At 58.0% G+C, this 16,104-nt stretch carries 15 protein-coding genes and 1 tRNA gene; 2 read left to right on the top strand and 14 right to left on the bottom strand.

Annotation, left to right across the window (positions count from 1 at the left end):
- Positions 1–18: 18 nt before the first annotated feature.
- From Q0L62_RS08145 to pyrH, 8 genes are all read right to left on the bottom strand, one after another.
- Positions 19–723: an OmpH family outer membrane protein gene (locus Q0L62_RS08145; RefSeq protein ID WP_296678733.1), complete on the bottom strand. Its 705-nt coding sequence runs from the start codon at positions 721–723 to the stop codon at positions 19–21.
- Entirely contained in the window at positions 723–3,545 is a 2,823-nt protein-coding gene (gene bamA / locus Q0L62_RS08140; protein ID WP_296678731.1) for an outer membrane protein assembly factor BamA, read from the bottom strand. The genes Q0L62_RS08145 and bamA overlap by 1 nt, the downstream gene beginning before the upstream one ends.
- A 178-nt stretch (positions 3,546–3,723) precedes the next feature.
- Entirely contained in the window at positions 3,724–4,836 is a 1,113-nt protein-coding gene (gene rseP / locus Q0L62_RS08135) for an RIP metalloprotease RseP (RefSeq protein WP_296678729.1), read from the bottom strand.
- A 4-nt stretch (positions 4,837–4,840) separates the two neighbouring features.
- On the bottom strand, positions 4,841–5,995 hold the full coding sequence (gene dxr / locus Q0L62_RS08130; RefSeq protein ID WP_296678727.1) for a 1-deoxy-D-xylulose-5-phosphate reductoisomerase: 1,155 nt from the start codon (positions 5,993–5,995) through the stop codon (positions 4,841–4,843).
- Positions 5,992–6,750 carry a phosphatidate cytidylyltransferase gene (locus Q0L62_RS08125; RefSeq protein ID WP_296678725.1) on the bottom strand — a complete coding sequence of 253 codons (759 nt, stop codon included), beginning with the start codon at positions 6,748–6,750 and terminating at the stop codon, positions 5,992–5,994. Before Q0L62_RS08125 ends, dxr begins: the two co-directional genes overlap by 4 nt.
- The gene (uppS, locus tag Q0L62_RS08120) at positions 6,737–7,381 is read right to left on the bottom strand and encodes a polyprenyl diphosphate synthase (protein WP_296678794.1); all 645 of its coding nucleotides are present in this window, start codon (positions 7,379–7,381) and stop codon (positions 6,737–6,739) included. The genes Q0L62_RS08125 and uppS overlap by 14 nt, the downstream gene beginning before the upstream one ends.
- 67 nt (positions 7,382–7,448) lie before the next feature.
- Positions 7,449–8,006, bottom strand: coding sequence for a ribosome recycling factor (gene frr, locus Q0L62_RS08115; RefSeq protein WP_296678723.1), 558 nt, complete (start codon positions 8,004–8,006; stop codon positions 7,449–7,451).
- A 4-nt stretch (positions 8,007–8,010) separates the two neighbouring features.
- Entirely contained in the window at positions 8,011–8,730 is a 720-nt protein-coding gene (gene pyrH, locus Q0L62_RS08110) for a UMP kinase (protein WP_296678793.1), read from the bottom strand.
- An 87-nt stretch (positions 8,731–8,817) separates the two neighbouring features.
- Here pyrH and Q0L62_RS08105 point away from each other — a divergent pair, with 87 nt between their 5' ends.
- Entirely contained in the window at positions 8,818–9,666 is an 849-nt protein-coding gene (locus Q0L62_RS08105) for a metallophosphoesterase (protein ID WP_296678721.1), read from the top strand.
- Between the two features lie 70 nt (positions 9,667–9,736).
- On the opposite strand, the gene tsf is transcribed toward Q0L62_RS08105, so the two are convergent.
- The 4 genes from tsf to Q0L62_RS08085 form a co-directional block, all read right to left on the bottom strand.
- Positions 9,737–10,663 (bottom strand): translation elongation factor Ts, encoded by a 927-nt coding sequence (tsf, locus tag Q0L62_RS08100; protein WP_296678719.1) that lies wholly within the window; start codon positions 10,661–10,663, stop codon positions 9,737–9,739.
- 76 nt (positions 10,664–10,739) lie between these two features.
- Positions 10,740–11,561, bottom strand: coding sequence for a 30S ribosomal protein S2 (gene rpsB, locus Q0L62_RS08095; protein WP_296678717.1), 822 nt, complete (start codon positions 11,559–11,561; stop codon positions 10,740–10,742).
- A gap of 572 nt (positions 11,562–12,133) precedes the next feature.
- A complete protein-coding gene (locus Q0L62_RS08090; RefSeq protein ID WP_296678792.1) occupies positions 12,134–12,874 on the bottom strand; it encodes a phosphatidylcholine/phosphatidylserine synthase in 741 nt (246 codons plus the stop codon).
- A 38-nt stretch (positions 12,875–12,912) separates the two neighbouring features.
- On the bottom strand, positions 12,913–13,662 hold the full coding sequence (locus Q0L62_RS08085) for a phosphatidylserine decarboxylase (RefSeq protein WP_296678715.1): 750 nt from the start codon (positions 13,660–13,662) through the stop codon (positions 12,913–12,915).
- A gap of 100 nt (positions 13,663–13,762) precedes the next feature.
- Here Q0L62_RS08085 and Q0L62_RS08080 point away from each other — a divergent pair, with 100 nt between their 5' ends.
- Entirely contained in the window at positions 13,763–14,872 is a 1,110-nt protein-coding gene (locus Q0L62_RS08080; protein ID WP_296678714.1) for a phosphatase PAP2 family protein, read from the top strand.
- Here the strand turns inward: Q0L62_RS08080 and Q0L62_RS08075 are convergent.
- Entirely contained in the window at positions 14,833–15,960 is a 1,128-nt protein-coding gene (locus tag Q0L62_RS08075) for a beta-ketoacyl-ACP synthase III (protein WP_296678713.1), read from the bottom strand. The two genes, Q0L62_RS08080 and Q0L62_RS08075, sit on opposite strands and share 40 nt — an antisense overlap.
- Positions 15,961–16,002: 42 nt before the next feature.
- Positions 16,003–16,088: transfer RNA gene (locus Q0L62_RS08070), tRNA-Tyr, on the bottom strand.
- Positions 16,089–16,104 lie beyond the last annotated feature (16 nt).

The following is a 16,104-nucleotide window of genomic DNA, read 5'->3' as shown; positions in this document are numbered from 1 at the left end:
GCCCCCGTGCGATCTCGCCTATCGGCTTTCGGGCTGCGCACCAGCCGGACGCGCAGCAGCTGGAGCTGCACCCTGCTGTGCGGCTTGGGCAGCCCGTGCTTCGCGGATCTGGCGCGGCTCCCATCCAGCAGGCGGACTCAAGGTTGCGCTCGGCAGGACACGATTGAGTTCGTTGACGATGTCCTGGCTCAGGTCATAGCCCGACGAGGTGCTGATAATCACCGACTGCGGAGCCAGCAGCAAAGTAACGTTGCGGCGCGCCATGACCGCCTTGACGGCAGCGTCCATCTTGTCCTCAAGCTGTTCCTTCACAAATTCACGCGAATAAACGACCGGCTTGATGATGTTGTTCAGTTCAGCCTTGCCGGATTCTTCCAGCTTCTGAAGACCGGCTGCCTGGGTCTGCAGCGCCGCCTGGTTTGCCCCGGGGGCTGCTGCATCCTTTTGCAGCTTTGCCGACAAGGTCTGCAATTGTGTCTGCAGTGCCTTACCGCGGGCTTGATATTGGTCGATTGTGGCCTTGTATGTCACCGGACGCTGTTGCTCCGCGGTGCGAAATGCGCTGGTGTTGACCATGACGGCCTCCAGATCGGCAACGCCAAGGCCGGGGACGACCGGGCCAGTGGCAGCAGCGGCAACAGGCTTTGTCTGGGCCAGGGCGGGCTGCGCAGCCAGTGCCAGCACGAAACCGGCGCCAAGAATGGGCTTGAGAAGGTTCTTCATCAGAATTGCGTTCCTACGTTGAAAGTAAAGGTTTTGGTGTCGTCGCCTTCGGCCTTGGTCAGGACCTTGGCAAAGTCGATACGGAAAGGTCCGAATGGCGAGTTCCAGTTGACGCCAATGCCGATTGAAATGCGCGGCTTGATGGTGTTGCCATAGAAAAAGTCCTGGAATGCCGGATAGGTCGAGCCCAGAGCGTTGACGCCGTCTCCGGTTCCTATGCAGGTTGCCGGAAGCGTCGGTGTGGTCGGGCTGGCAATAACAGTCGGAGTGCCATTGCAGATCTGCGAGTACTGGGGCACGCCAGACGCATCGCGGGTCGGGAAGAACAGGCCGTTGACCAACACGGATTCCAGTCGTGGCCGGGTAATGCCCCAAACAGCGCCCGCATCCATGAATAGCGAAGGGCGCAGACCCAGTGACTTGGCGCCCGAGCCCAACGGGATTTCAAGTTCGGCGCGGGTCAGGTAATAATACCGTCCGCCGATCGCATCATCCTGCCAGGTCGTGCGATCTTCGTTGACGGTATCGGGGGTCAGATAATTGTAGCCGGTGCTGCAAGCTGCACCCGCGCCAACAATCTGACGGTCAGCAGGTGCCGTTGGCGTTGTGGTAACGGCTGGCCTGAAACACACGTAATTGAGACCGTCAACGGTGCCATCGGCATTCGTATCCTGATAGAACTTGCGCACCACACGCGGGCCGACACCGCGGATGTCGAAGCCGCGAATTGTCGGTTCGCCCAGATAGAACCGATCGGTCAGGAATACGCCGTCAATGCCGTTTACGGTATCATTCTTGCGTCCAAGCGATTTCATCGCGCCAGCTTCACCGCGAACCGAGAATATGAAGCCTTTGCCGACCGGGAAATACTTGGCGGCATTCAGGCGAAGCCGCGCATACTTCACAGATCCGCCCAATCCGGCAAACTCAGTCGTGACGGAGACCGAGTTGCCGCGCGTTGGGTGAACACGGCTGTCAAGTGTATCGTAAATCAGCGAAAGGCCCAGCATCGAAGTGGTGCGCTTGCCGATGGCATCACACAGATATCGGCCTGCAATGATCGGATCGCACTCAAACGAAGGCGGGTTCTGCCGATCAGAATAGTACTGATTGCGATCGACCGATATGTCGTCGTAATTGAAGGTATAGCTGCCTACCGCCGAAATATACTCGGTCAGCGCCAAGCCTGCGCGTACCGACAAGCCCGTGGTCTTGTTCTGGTATAGCGTGTTGCGGTTTGTGTTGATGTAATTGAAATTATTGTAGTCGCGGCGATAGACACTGGCCCCCAGCGACACGTTTTTGTCGAACAAGTACGGTTCGGTAAAGCTGACCTCTGCACTTTTCGAATATTGCGAATAGCTGAGACTGAGCCCCACCGTCTGACCGCGGCCGCGGAAATTGCGCTGTTGGATCGAACCCTGGAAGATCAGCTTTTCAAGGCTCGAATATCCAGCCGAGAGCTGCAGTTCGCCGGTCGGCTTTTCCTCGACATTGGCTTCCAGTATTATCCGGTCGGGCGAAGCGCCCGGCTTTTGTTCAACTTCGAACTTTTCCTGGAAATAGCCCAGCGAGTTGATACGCGCGGTCGAACGTTTGACCTGAAGCGAATTGAACGCATCGCCTTCTGCCAGACGAAACTCGCGGCGGACAACCTTGTCCTGGGTCAGCGTATTGCCGTTGACGTCGATTTTTTCAACATAGACACGTGGTGCCTCTGCAATGTTGAAGGTAAGACCCATCGTAAGGTCTTCCTTGCTGCGTGCATAGTCCGGTCGCACGTCGGCAAAGGCATACCCGAATGCGCCCAGCGTGGTGTTGAGCTGCTCGATCGTATCCTCGACCTTCTTGGCGTCGTACCAGTCGCCCTTCTTCATGGGCAGAGTGGCCGCAAGACGTGTATCGTCAAAGTCGCGCAGTTGGCTTTGCACCTTGACGTCACCGAACTTGTAGCGCGGACCTTCCTCGACCACGTAGGTCAGGATGAAATCGCGCTTATCGGGGGTCAATTCGGCCACCGCTGATACGATCCGGAAGTCGGCATAGCCCTTGGTCAGGTAAAATTGACGCAGTTTCTGCTGGTCAAAAGCCATCTTGTCGGGATCGTAACTGGTGCCCGAGCTGAAAATCTTGGTGATCCCTGCCTGCTTGGTGATCATTTCACCGCGCAGCTCTCCATCGCTGAACTGCTCGTTGCCGATAATGTTGATCGCGCGGACCTTGGATTTGGGCCCTTCGGTAATCTCAAAGACTATGTCGACGCGGTTCTGATCGAGCATGACCATCTTGGGTTCGACACTGGCGGCAAAGCGTCCCTGGCGCTTGTACAACTCGATAATGCGGGACACATCAGCGCGCACCTTCGACCGGGTGAATATCTGGCGCGGCGCCATTTTGATCTCGGGAAGGATCTTGTCTTCCTTGATCCTCTTGTTGCCTTCAAGGACGATGCGGTTGATGACCGGGTTTTCTTTGACCTGGATGGTCACTACGCCATCACTGTTGATGATCTGGACATCGGTAAACAGTTCGGTTGCGTACAGATCTTTCAGCGCCTGGTCTGCCGCCTGCTGGGTGTACGGCTGGCCGACCCGCATCTTAATGTACGACATGATGGTATCGGGCTCGAGCCGCTGCGAGCCGGCGACGTTGATCGCCCTTATCGCGACAACTGCGGGCACTTCGGGCGCGGCAGGGGCCGGTGCCGCAGCCGTGGCTGCTGCTTGGGCCAATGCCGCGGTCGGCAGACCCGCAAGGAACGTCGTTCCGAGCAAGACCGCCGCAATCGCGGTTGCCCGACGGGCAGTTTCGTTGCGTTCCATTGTCTGGCAAATCATCGGCACGACAGTTCCCGTAAGTTGTGCTTCACGCCGGCCATATCGCCCCGAACCCCAGGACCACCCGCGCGTTACAGATATGTCGCCGCCCTCTGCCCGATGCTGACCCTTCGATCAAGCACAGTTGCCGCGCAAATCCGCAAGTATTTCGCGTCCCTCCGGCTTAGCTACCGAAGACGGGCAGCGAAGCAAGATCGTTGAAAGTGACGAACAGAACCAGCGCCAGCACAAAAGCCAGACCAGCGCGGAACGCCCATTCCTGACTGCGCGCGCCCAGCGGTTTGCGGCGGACTGCTTCCGCGGCATACATTGCCAGGTGCCCGCCGTCTAAGACGGGAATTGGCAGCAGGTTGATGAATGCCAAATTAATTGAAATGGTGGCAGCGAAAAGGACCATGGCTGCCCAGCCCAGAGACATGGTCTGGCCCGAATACTGTGCGATCTTGATCGGCCCTCCCATTTCCTTGGTCGAACGGTCGCCGGTGATTATCTGCCCAAGGCCAATCGCGGTCATTTTGATTGCGGTAACCGAATCCCCGACCCCCACGGCCAATGCCTTACCCAGGCCAACAGGTCGCAATTCGGGCCGTACGCTTGCGATGCCCAGCATGCCCTTGGTCGCCGCACCGCCAAAACCGTCTTTTTCAGTATGGCTCGCCAAAGTCACCGGCAGCGTAATTGTCTGTCCATTTCGCTGTGCAGCCACAGTGATGGTCTTGCCGGGATAAAGCAGAACCTTGCGGGCTATCTCGGTGAAGTCATTTACCGGATCGCCATCGATTGCCACAATCCGGTCGCCCAGTTGCAATCCCGCTGCCTGGGCAGCCGACTGAGGCGCAAATCCGCCGATCACGGGCGGCGTCACACGAATACCATAGGCCATTGCGAACGCAGCGAAAATGGCAACAGCGATCAGAAAATTAGTGAACGGCCCGGCAAATACAATGACGGCGCGTTGCCACAGTCTTGCGCCGGGGAACGTGCCCTTCAGGTCTGCCCTAGCGGCCCCTTCGAGCGCCGGATCGGACTGGCCGGTGGCGTTCATGTCGCCCGCAAACTGGACGTAACCACCCAGCGGAATGGCCGATAGCTTCCACCTGGTGCCGCGCTTGTCGGTGCGGCCCCAAAGTTCCTTGCCAAAGCCAACCGAAAAGGCATCCGCGCGCACCCCGAACATGCGTCCGGCCAGATAGTGGCCGAGTTCGTGGAGCACGACCAGCGGTCCCAAAACCAGGATGAACGCCAGAATGGCAGTAACTGCAAAAGGCATCTGCATTGGCTTAGACAAGCTCCAACATCTGGCGCGCCACACTTCGCGCCTCTGCATCGATTGCGATGACTTCATCCAGCGATGCCGCGGCTGGCGGAACATAGCGCGCCAAAAGTTCCTCGACCGTTACTGCGATACGCGTGAACGGCAGGTGTCCGGCGAGAAATGCCGCGACAGCCATCTCGTTGGCGGCATTCAGCACTGCTGGCGCGGCTCCGCCAGCTGCAGCCGCCTCACGCGCCAGGCGCGTTGCGGGAAAACGATCTTCATCGGGGGGGCGGAAGGTGAGCTCGCCCAGCCTGGCCAGATCAAGCGGCGGACACGGCGTGTCCATCCGTTCTGGCCATGCAAGACACGACGCGATGGGCACTCGCATGTCAGACGGTCCAAGCTGGGCAAGGGTCGATCCGTCGCGGTATTCCACCATCGAATGCACCACGGACTGAGGATGGATAATGATCCGCAACGCATCTAGCGCGACGGGAAACAAGTGCCACGCCTCTATCAGTTCGAGGCCCTTATTGAACATGGTGGCGGAATCGACGCTGATTTTAGCCCCCATCGACCAGTTTGGGTGCTTTACCGCCTGGGCCGGAGTTGCTGCCGCCAACTGCGCCATCGACCAGTCGCGGAACGGGCCACCACTGGCAGTCAGCGTGATTGAGCGGACATACGCGGGGTCGTTCCCCGCCAGGCACTGGAAAATCGCGTTGTGTTCGCTGTCCATCGGCAAAAGCACGGTTCCGCATCGCGCGACTGCTGCCTTCATGACGTCACCAGCAGATACAAGGGCCTCCTTGTTAGCGAGGGCCACGGTACGACCTTGCTCAATCGCTGCCATAGTGGGCGCAAGTCCTGCGCAGCCGACGATCGCCGCAATAGTGATATCGACCGGGCGCGCCGCTGATTCGATCAGTGCGCCCGCTCCGCCTGCTGCCTCGATCCCTGATCCGGCCAGCGCATCGCGCAATTCGGGCAGACAGGTTTCGTCAGCCACGACAGCCACTTCCGCATCAAACCGGCGTGCGAGGCGGGCCAATTCCTGCGCCTGGCAATTGGCGGTCAAAGCGGCAACTCTCCAGCGGTCCGGCTGCCGCGCGATCAGGTCAAGTGTCGAGCCGCCGATCGATCCAGTTGCTCCAAGAATGGAAATGCGCCTTGTCATGCCGGGCTCGGCAGCAACGAGGCGCCGCTGAGCAAGCGCCCGCCGATGATCAGCAGACCGAATACACCGACTGCAAAATTAAGGGCCAACAGACCGTCGACCCGGTCGAACAAACCGCCATGGCCTGGGATCAGCTTGCCTGAATCCTTTACGCCGGCACGCCGTTTCATCCAGCTTTCGAAGAAATCACCAGCCTGAGCGGTGACCGCCGCAAGCGTGCCGCCAACCAAAGCCAGGGGCAGGTGGCGGCCGAAGCGCTCAATCTCGCAGTGGCCGAATGCTGGATCATAACACGACAGCCAAGTGGCATAGCCCGCGATAACCAATGCGGCTCCTCCAACTCCACCGTAAAGGCCCGCCCACGTTTTTTTGGGGCTGAGTTTTGGCGCGATCTTGGGGCCGCCAAATGTCCGTCCGCTAAAATAAGCGCAAACATCGATAGCAACGACTACAAGAACCATCAGCAAAGTTCGGCTAAGTCCGAACGCATCGAGACGCAGGATCAACAGTGTTGTCGCTGCTACCACGATATAAACGAATCCGCCGATCATCCATCCAAGACGCTGTCCGGCACTGGTCGCAAAACCGCGCACCAGACCTGACCATTCCCAGTAAACGCCCGTCGCCACCGATGCGACGAACAGCGCCCAAACCGGTCCGCCCAGCCAGATTGCAGTTCCAGCTACGGCTACCATGACAAACGCGGAAAGGCTGCGCTTGCCCAGATCGGAAGCCGTCTTTTCAGCGTCCGCCATAACGCCGCTCCCGGTTCGCAAAGGCGTTAAGCCCTTCGCGCAGATGATCAGGTGTAAAGTCGGGCCATAATACATCGGTGAACCACATTTCAGCATAGGCAACTTGCCACAGCAGGAAGTTCGATAACCGCATTTCGCCGGACGTACGGATCAACAGGTCGACTGGTGGAAGACTGGCTGTGTCCAGTTCAGCATCGATCGCTGCAACAGTAATTGGCCCTTTGGTGGCAGCAATTTTTGCTGCACGGGCTATCTCGTCTTGCGCGCCATAGTTGAGCGCGACGACGAGCGTAGTGCCATTATTCTCCGCCGTGCGTGTCAATGCATCTTCCAGCAAGCAAACAATATCACTAGCTAAAGATTTGTAATCGCCGATAATTTTCAATCGAACATTGTTATCGACGAACTCTTGCAAATCATCCTGGATATAGCGTTTGAGCAGCGCGAACAGTGCCGACACTTCTTCTTCCGGACGGCGCCAGTTTTCGGTTGAAAAAGCGTAAAGGGTCAATGCTTCCAGGCCCATGTCGCGAGCGGCGCGAACTAGTGTGCGGACCGCTTCGACCCCGCGTTGATGGCCTACGGCGCGCGGCAGGTGCCGCGCCTTGGCCCAGCGCCCGTTGCCATCCATAATGATGGCGACGTGACGGGCGGCGCTCAATGCCCTTCCGCCCGCTCATCCTGAGCTTGGCAAAAGATCACCGGCCGAGGATTTCCTGTTCCTTCTGCGCCGCAACTGCGTCGGCATCCTTGATCATCTCGTCGGTCAGCTTCTGAACCTCGGTTTCACCGCGTTTGCGGTCGTCTTCAGAGATTTCTTTCTTGGTTTCATCTGCCTTGAGGTTATCAATTCCGTCGCGGCGGACATTCCGGATCGCGATGCGCGCCTTTTCGGCATAAGAATGAGCCAGCTTTGCCAGTTCCTTGCGACGTTCCTCAGTCAGGTCGGGGATCGGGAGACGGATATTGTTGCCATCGTTAATAGGATTGAGGCCCAATCCTGCCGAGCGAATGGCCTTTTCAACCGGAGTTACGTTGGACTTGTCCCACACCTGAACCGAGATCATTCGCGGTTCCGGCGCCGAAACCGTCGCCACCTGATTGAGCGGCATCTTGCTGCCATAGACTTCGACCACGATCGGATCCAGCAAGGCAGTATTGGCTCGTCCCGTGCGCAGGCCGCCCAGATCGCTGCGCAGTGATTCCACCGCTCCTTTCATCCGCCGTTCAAGATCGGCCCTGTCATATTTGGCCATGGGATCAGCCCTTTCTTACGATTGTTTGGGTCCCCTCGCCGCGCAAAACTTTGGCCAAGTTGCCCTTTTCGCGGATTGAGAAAACAACGATGGGAATGTCGTTGTCGCGGCATAGCGCGACTGCGCTGGCATCCATGACTCTAAGATTTTGTGCAAGCACTGTATCATAATCCACTGAATTATAACGTTTTGCACTTCTATTTGTCTTCGGGTCGCAATCGTAAACACCATCCACTGAGGTGCCTTTAAGCAGTGCATCGCAGCGCATTTCTGCAGCGCGCAAGGCGGCGCCGCTGTCTGTCGTGAAATAGGGCGCACCGACACCGGCGGCGAAAATCACTACGCGGCCCTTTTCGAGGTGCCGTTCGGCGCGGCGGCGAATTACGGGCTCGCACACTTTATCCATCTCGATTGCCGATTGCACCCGGGTCGGCACGCCAAGCTGTTCCAGCGCATTCTGCATGGCGAGCGCGTTCATGACCGTGGCGAGCATGCCCATATAGTCTGCCTGCGCCCGGTCCATTCCCTTGGCCGCTCCGGCCATTCCGCGAAAGATGTTTCCTCCGCCAATCACCAGGCAGAGTTGCAGCCCGGTTTCCTTGGCTTCTTTCACTTCTTTGGCCAGCTCGGCAACAAACTCGGGATCAATCCCGAACTGCTGGTTGCCCATCAGCACTTCGCCTGACAGTTTCAGCAAGACACGCTTGTAGTCGGGCTTGGACATGGTGGGTGAGCGATCCTCGGGCAGGTAAGGCAATGGCCGTGGTCCTTAGCCTCCCTTGGCATGTTTGGTAAAGGGAGCGCAGCGAAAATGCCGAGTGGAAATCGCGGTTTGGTGGTGCGCCGGATTGGTTTGGCCAGCGCCTTGATCACGGCGATGCTTGTCGGAAAGGCGTTGCACGATACGCTGAGCGATCCGATCGTGCGTCGAGCCGAAGTCACTCTGCCCGGTCTTGCGCCACATGGCGCGCCGCTCCGTCTACTGGTCATGTCCGACATGCACGTTGCCGGTCCGGACATGCCGCCCAAACGGCTGCGCAGGATCGTTGCGCAGGTCAATGCATTGCGGCCCGATTATGTGCTGATCACTGGCGACCTTATCAGTGACCGAAATCTTGCATCACGCCATTACCCACTCGCTGAGGCCATAGCACCCTTGGCAGGCTTGCAGCCGCGGATAGGAGTGGCCGCCGTTCTGGGGAATCACGATCACTGGCGCAATGCGGCACTAGCGCAGCGCGAGCTGACCAAAGCTGGTGCCATAGTGCTGCGCAACCAAGCTGTGCGGATCGGTCCGCTAACAGTCGGCGGGATTGACGACGATTTCAGCGGCCATGCTAATACGGGCGCGACGGTTGCAGCCATGCGCCGGCTTGGCCCGCCCTACGTCGTAATCAGCCATAGCCCTGATCCATTTCCGGATTTGCCAAAGGACGTTACGCTGATGCTGGCCGGACATACCCATTGCGGACAAATCCGCCTGCCGCTGATCGGCGCGCCGGCGCACATGTCCCGTTACGGGAACCGCTATGCTTGCGGCCGGATCGAAGAGGGCACTCAGACACTGTTCGTGACCGCCGGGCTTGGCACCAGCGTCTTGCCGTTCCGCTTCGGCGTCAGTCCTGACGTGTGGCTGGTTACGATACGGTCGGCGTCCTGAACGCAGAACGGGGCGCGAACCCGTAGGTTGCGCCCCGTCCAGTTCGGCCCAAGATAAAAGAGCCTGCGGCTTAAGCCAGACCGGCAGCAGCAGCCACTTCGGCGGCAAAGTCACTTTCGACCTTTTCGATGCCTTCGCCCAGCTGGAAGCGGACATAGTCAACCAGTTCGATCTTGGCGCCTGCAGCCTTGCCGGCTTGATCTACGACCTGCGCGACCGGAGTTTTGTTGTCCATGACAAACAGCTGGCTAAGGAGTGCATTTTCTTTTGCAAACTTGGCCACTGCTCCGTCAACCATCTTGGCCTGAACGTCGGCGGGCTTGCCGCTTTCAGCCGCCTTTTCTGCCGCGATCTTGCGCTCACGCGCAATCATATCCGCGTCGAGGCCTTCAGCATTCAGCGCCTGCGGAAAAGCAGCCGCAATGTGCATTGCAATCTGCTTGCCCAACGGCTCCAGCACGTCGGCTCCAGCTTCGGATTCGAGTGCAACGAGCACACCGATCTTACCCAGGTTTGGCGCGGCGGCGTTGTGCATATAGGGAACAACCACGCCCTGCTTGACCGCAACGGTCTTCATGCGGCGAACCTGCTGATTTTCACCGATGGTCGCAACATTGTTGGTCAGCTTGTCTTCAACCGTGCCGCCGCCCGGATAAGCCGCGCTCTTGAGAGCATCAATATCATCCGAACCCTGGCCCAGCGCAACTTCTGTCGTCTTGCGGACAAAATCCTGAAACTGTTCGTTCTTGGCAACAAAATCGGTTTCCGAGTTCACTTCAACAGCGACGCCCGTTGTTCCGGCAACAGCCACGCCGACCAGGCCTTCAGCAGCGGTGCGGCTGGACTTTTTGGCTACTGCGGCCAAGCCTTTGGCGCGCAGCAGATCGACCGCAGCTTCCATATCGCCGCCGGTTTCTTCCATTGCCTTCTTGCAATCCATCATGCCGGCGCCAGTGCGCTCCCGCAAATTTTTCACGTCAGTGGCGGTGTAAGCCATTGCGCATATCCTTCTGAAATTGAAACGTGCGGCCGGGCCATCAGACCCGGCACGCAAGGGGTACAGATTGGCCAGTTCAGGCTTCGGTCGCGGTTTCTTCGACCGAGACATCATCGGCGTTGGGCGCTTCGCTTGCTGCCGGAGCTTCGATCACGGCCTCTTCAATCGGGGCTTCATCCATCGCGCCAATGTCGGCGCCCGAATCGACCACACCTTCGCGGTGGCCCTTGGTCGCAGCAGCGGCAATGGCATCGCAGTACAGGCGCACAGCGCGGCTGGCGTCATCGTTGGCCGGAACCGGGAAAGCGATTCCATCAGGCGACACGTTCGAATCGAGGATCGCCACGACCGGGATGCCCAGCACGTTGGCTTCCTTGATTGCCAACTCTTCCTTGTTGGCATCGATCACGAACATCACATCGGGAATGCCGCCCATATCGCGTATACCGCCCAGCGAAAGTTCCAGCTTGTCGCGTTCGCGGGTCAGTTGAAGCACTTCTTTCTTGGTCAGGCCGGCGGTGTCACCCGCAAGCTGCTCTTCAAGCGTCTTCATGCGCTTGATCGACTGGCTGATGGTTTTCCAGTTGGTGAGCATGCCGCCAAGCCAGCGGTGGTTGACAAAGTGCTGGCCGCAGGCGCGCGCGGCGTCTGCAATCGGCTGCTGCGCCTGGCGCTTGGTTCCGACGAAAAGCACCTTGCCGCCTGCCCGAACGGTGGCGTCGACAAAGTCGAGCGCGCGGGCCATCAACGGCACGGTTTGCGATAGATCAAGGATATGGATGCCGTTACGCGCGCCGAAAATATACGGCTTCATTCGCGGATTCCAGCGGTGTGTCTGGTGACCGAAATGTGCTCCGGCCTCGATCAACTGCTGCATTGTGACGGTAGGTGCCGCCATAATTCAATTCCTTCCGGTTATGCCTCTGGAAAGCTGGAACCGTGCGGATTAGCCCGCTTCGGCACCGGTTTTGGTGCTTTCCATGTGAATTCGCTTGCGTGATACAAACCAGCGAAATTGGCCGTTCTGTCTGCAAGCTGGGCGCCCTTAACCGCGCGGGACTAACATTTCCAGCCCTAATTTGCCGACATAGATATTATCAGCCGATACAAGCCCCAACATTGCCGCTTGACATCTATGGAACAAATAGGGAACATACGCACCGTGGGGACCGATGGGAACCATTAACCAAGCTGCGGGTTATCCACAAGCAGTACACACCTTGTTCACATAAATTCGAACAGGGGCGCGGCGAAGGACGGACATCATGTTGGTTTACGCAGTTACCACCCTTTTTGCTTTTGCTGGGCTTGCAGCCGTGTTTGCGATCGCCGCAGCTTGGCTAACCGCTCTTCCACAGATCAGAGCGTTGCGCCGCGACCTTGAAGCTTGTGAACATCGCCTTTTGGTTACGGCGCGTATTTTCGAAACGGTTACAACGTGTGATGACGGCAAGATTGTGCGCCTGCCGGTCAGGGCGCGGATGATGCCCCTGCAGGCGTTGCGCGACGCCGCGTGACGCGCGAATACTGCACCATACCGATGGGCAGTATCGTAAGATAGATTCCACAGATTCCAATAAGGGTCCACCACGGTTCGGTAAGGGCCGCGGCCCCAGCGACGATTCCGATAAGCAAAATTGCCTCCAGGCGAAGGTTGCGCCGTGGTCTCAGCTTACCCCAGCTTAGCGTGGGCAAGCTCGATATCGTCAACAAAGCGATCAAAACCAGCCACAAGCCGACAGTGAGCGGATGACGTAGCAGCGTCTCTCCTGGAAATGTAAAACTTAGGTACATAGGCAGGAAGGCTAGCCCGGCACCTACGGGCGCCGGCACTCCGGTCAAGAACCCTGCGACCTTGCGCGGTTCTTCCGGGAGATCAATGCGCGCATTAAACCGGGCTAAGCGCAGCGCCATGCTGACTGCAAAGGCCAGAGCAGCGAACCATCCCAGTCGCGGAACGTCCTGCAATGACCACATGAAAAGCACGAGCGCAGGCGCGACGCCAAAAGAGACATTGTCAGCAAGACTATCGAGTTCTGCGCCAAAGCGTGACTGGGCCTTCAGTAGCCGGGCAATCCGGCCATCGATCCCGTCAAGAAGCCCGGCCAGGATAATTGCGCCCACGGCCTTTTCAAACTCGCCTGTTATGGCAAAGCGAATTCCCGTGAGACCGGCACAAAGCGCAGCGGCTGTAATCGCATTGGGAACCATAGCGCGCAGGGTCAGGCCTCCCGGCAACCGCCTTGAGGTCACTGGGCAACGCCCTCAATCAATGGTTGTTGACCGATCTCAGCCAGCACGGTCTCGCCCGCGATGGTTTTTTGCCCCAGCAGGACCATAGGCTCAGTCCCGGCGGGTAGATAAACATCGACCCGGCTGCCAAAGCGGATCAGTCCAACGCGCTGTCCGGCGGCAAGCATGTCACCCGGTTTTACGAAGGGGATGATGCGTTTTGCGATCAAGCCCGCAATCTGCGTAAAGCCGATCTGCAGTCCATCGCCGCGCTCCACCAGAATGTGCTGACGTTCATTTTCTTCGCTCGCCTTGTCGAGCCCGGCGTTCATGTACTTACCAGGGATATAAACAACGCGACGAACAGTGCCGCCAATCGGTGTGCGGTTGATGTGAACATCGAACACCGACATGAATATTGACACCCGGGTAATCGGTTCTGTCCCCATGCCCGGCATCCCACTGCCGTCGTCAATCTGGAGTTCGCGCGGCGGCGCGGTTTTAGTAATCAATGTGATCAGTCCGTCTGCCGGCGCTATGATCAGATTGTCGCCGCGCGGGGTCACACGCTGCGGATCGCGGAAGAAAGCAGCGATCCCCAAAACCAGCACGCCGGTTGGCCACGCGAGTGTTTCCCACGCCATGAAAGCGAAGAACGCCGCAATTGCTGCCGCCAGCAGCGCAAACTTGCGGCCTTCAGGGTGAATGCTAGGCCAGTTCCAACCGGCCTGACCGCGTCCGCGGTTATCGAGTATTTCTCCAGACATCGGCCCCATCTAGGGCTTTGCCAGGAAGGCCACAAGCACAGCGTGGCCCACAAAAACCGATTAACAGCTTGGATACCATGGTAGTGCTAGGAAAACTGCGATGGACGCCGTCAAACAGCATGTTTTTGACCAAGGACCTTTCGCCCGGATCGCATTGAGCGTTCGGCGAGACCTGCCCGTCATTGCCATCACACTGTTTATGTTCCAGATTTGTGCGATTGTCCTTGCAACCCGGGGGATCAGTTACCAACCGGATTCGCTGATCTTGAATGCCGAACTTTATATCTGGGCGTTGGGTCTGCTTGGCGTGATTTTGTTGCTAAAGGCGCTTTTGCGAAATCGGCCGGCAAGCCCGGTCGGCTATCTCTTTCAAGAGTACCTCGGTAATCCGCTCTTCCTGGAGAGGATAATTGCAGGCCTGCCAATTCTGGCAATGCAGATTGCACTCCTTCCATTCTTTTCGGCAATTAAGTCTGCCATCCCGACATTTCATGTCTATAATTGGGATCGAACCCTAATCGCTCTAGACCGGCAGCTCTTTTTCGGCACCGACCCATGGAGGATTTTGCAGCCGGTTTTAGGTTTTGCCCCGGTCACCGCCGCTCTTGCAGTTATCTATGTCGCTTGGCTCGTATTGAATTACGTTGGTTGCGCGTGGTTTCTTTATGCTCGGATCAGCGACGTAGTGCGCCGGCAATTCTTTCTGTGCTTCGCGCTTAGCTGGGCGTTGATTGGCGGGGTCATGGCCTCGGCGATGGCATCTTTTGGTCCGGCTTTTATCGGACCGCTTACCGGCAATTCGCATTTTATTGCCCAGATGTCTTATCTTCGATCTGCCAATATGCAGATCCCGATCGTATCGCTGAACGTACAGAATTTGCTGCTGGCCCATTTCAACGACAGCGACACTGGCCTGGGCAGCGGCATCAGCGCAATGCCATCTATGCACGTGGCGATTTGCATGCTCTTCTATCTAGCCGTCCGAGCTATTTCACCGCGTCATGGCAGGTGGTTTATGGCGTTCCTGATCCTGATCTGGGTCAGCTCTGTCCATCTTGCCTATCACTATGCCGTCGACGGGCTGGTTTCGATTGTTGCGGTCGCGATCCTGTGGATTATGTCGGGGTCGTTTATCCGGTGGTGGGATAACAAAACTTCATCCGATCCGCGTCAACAGACCTTTCTCACAAAGACTGTCCCTGCCGAATAGCCTGCTCCAAACGAGCAAATAAGGCCCAGGTCACCACTTACGAGGTCCGCCTGATGCAGGTGGAAGGCAATAATGGAACCCGCGCTGGAGGTGTTGCCATAGGTATCAAGCACGGTCGGACTTTCGTCTTCGCTCGCCTCGTGTCCCAGAACGCGCTGTGCGATCAGGCGGTTCATCCCCTGGTTGGCCTGGTGCAGCCACAGCCGCCTCAGTGCAGCCGGATCAAGGCCCAGTCTTCCGGCTTCCTCAATGATCATAGCCGCGACCATGGGAACGACTTCCTTGAATACCTTTCGCCCTTCTTGCACGAACAGCTTGTCCGCAGCGTCAGCAGTTTCAGGAGTGGCGCGATTGAGGAACCCGAAATTGTTGCGGATGTTATTCGAGAACACTGTCTTGAGTTTTGTGCCGACGATTTCCCAGTGCGCCGTGGGCGCCATTTCTCGTGACTCGACCAGCACAGCCGTAGCGACATCGCCAAAAATGAAGTGGCTGTCCCGATCCCGCCAATTGAGATGGCCCGAACAAATTTCCGGGCTGACGACCAGCACCGAACGGGCGTGGCCGGCGCGCACATAGTCTGCAGCTGTCTGTATCCCGAAAGTTGCCGACGAGCAGGCGACATTCATGTCAAAGCCAAACCCTTCGATGCCAAGCGCCTCCTGAATCTCGATCGCCATTGCTGGATAGGCACGCTGCATATTGGATGCAGCGCACAGCACGGCATCGACATCCGATGGCAGGCGCCCGGCCCGCGCAAGCGCGTCACGCGCGGCTTTGACGCCGATTTCGGCAAGAACCGAGATATCCTCGTTCGGACGCTCGTCCCAGCGGGGCGCCATAATCGCGGGGTCCAGGATTGGCGGCTTGTTGATCACGTGGCGCGCCTTGATCCCACTGGCCTTTTCGATGAACTCGACCGAACTAGGCGACAGCTCAGCCACTTTGCCGGCGGCTATCGCGCTGGCGTTATCGGCGTTGTAACGCGCGACATAGGCGTTGAAACTTGCAACAAGTTCATCGTTGGTAATGACATCAGGCGGAGTAAACAGCCCGGTGGCCGATATGACGGGGGTTATTTCGCTCATCCCTGCGCTCTAGTCGCGGCAGGCCGCGGCTTCAAGGGATGGTGGTGGACAGGGGTGGATTCGAACCACCGTACGCTCTCGCGGGCAGATTTACAGTCTGCTGCCATTAACCACTCGGCCACCTGTCCACACCAGCTAGCCGGC

The organism is Novosphingobium sp. (assembly GCF_024642085.1).
Lineage (GTDB): Bacteria > Pseudomonadota > Alphaproteobacteria > Sphingomonadales > Sphingomonadaceae > Novosphingobium.
The sequence above is the reverse complement of the archived record's forward strand: the minus strand, read 5'-3'. Positions and strand labels throughout refer to the sequence as shown.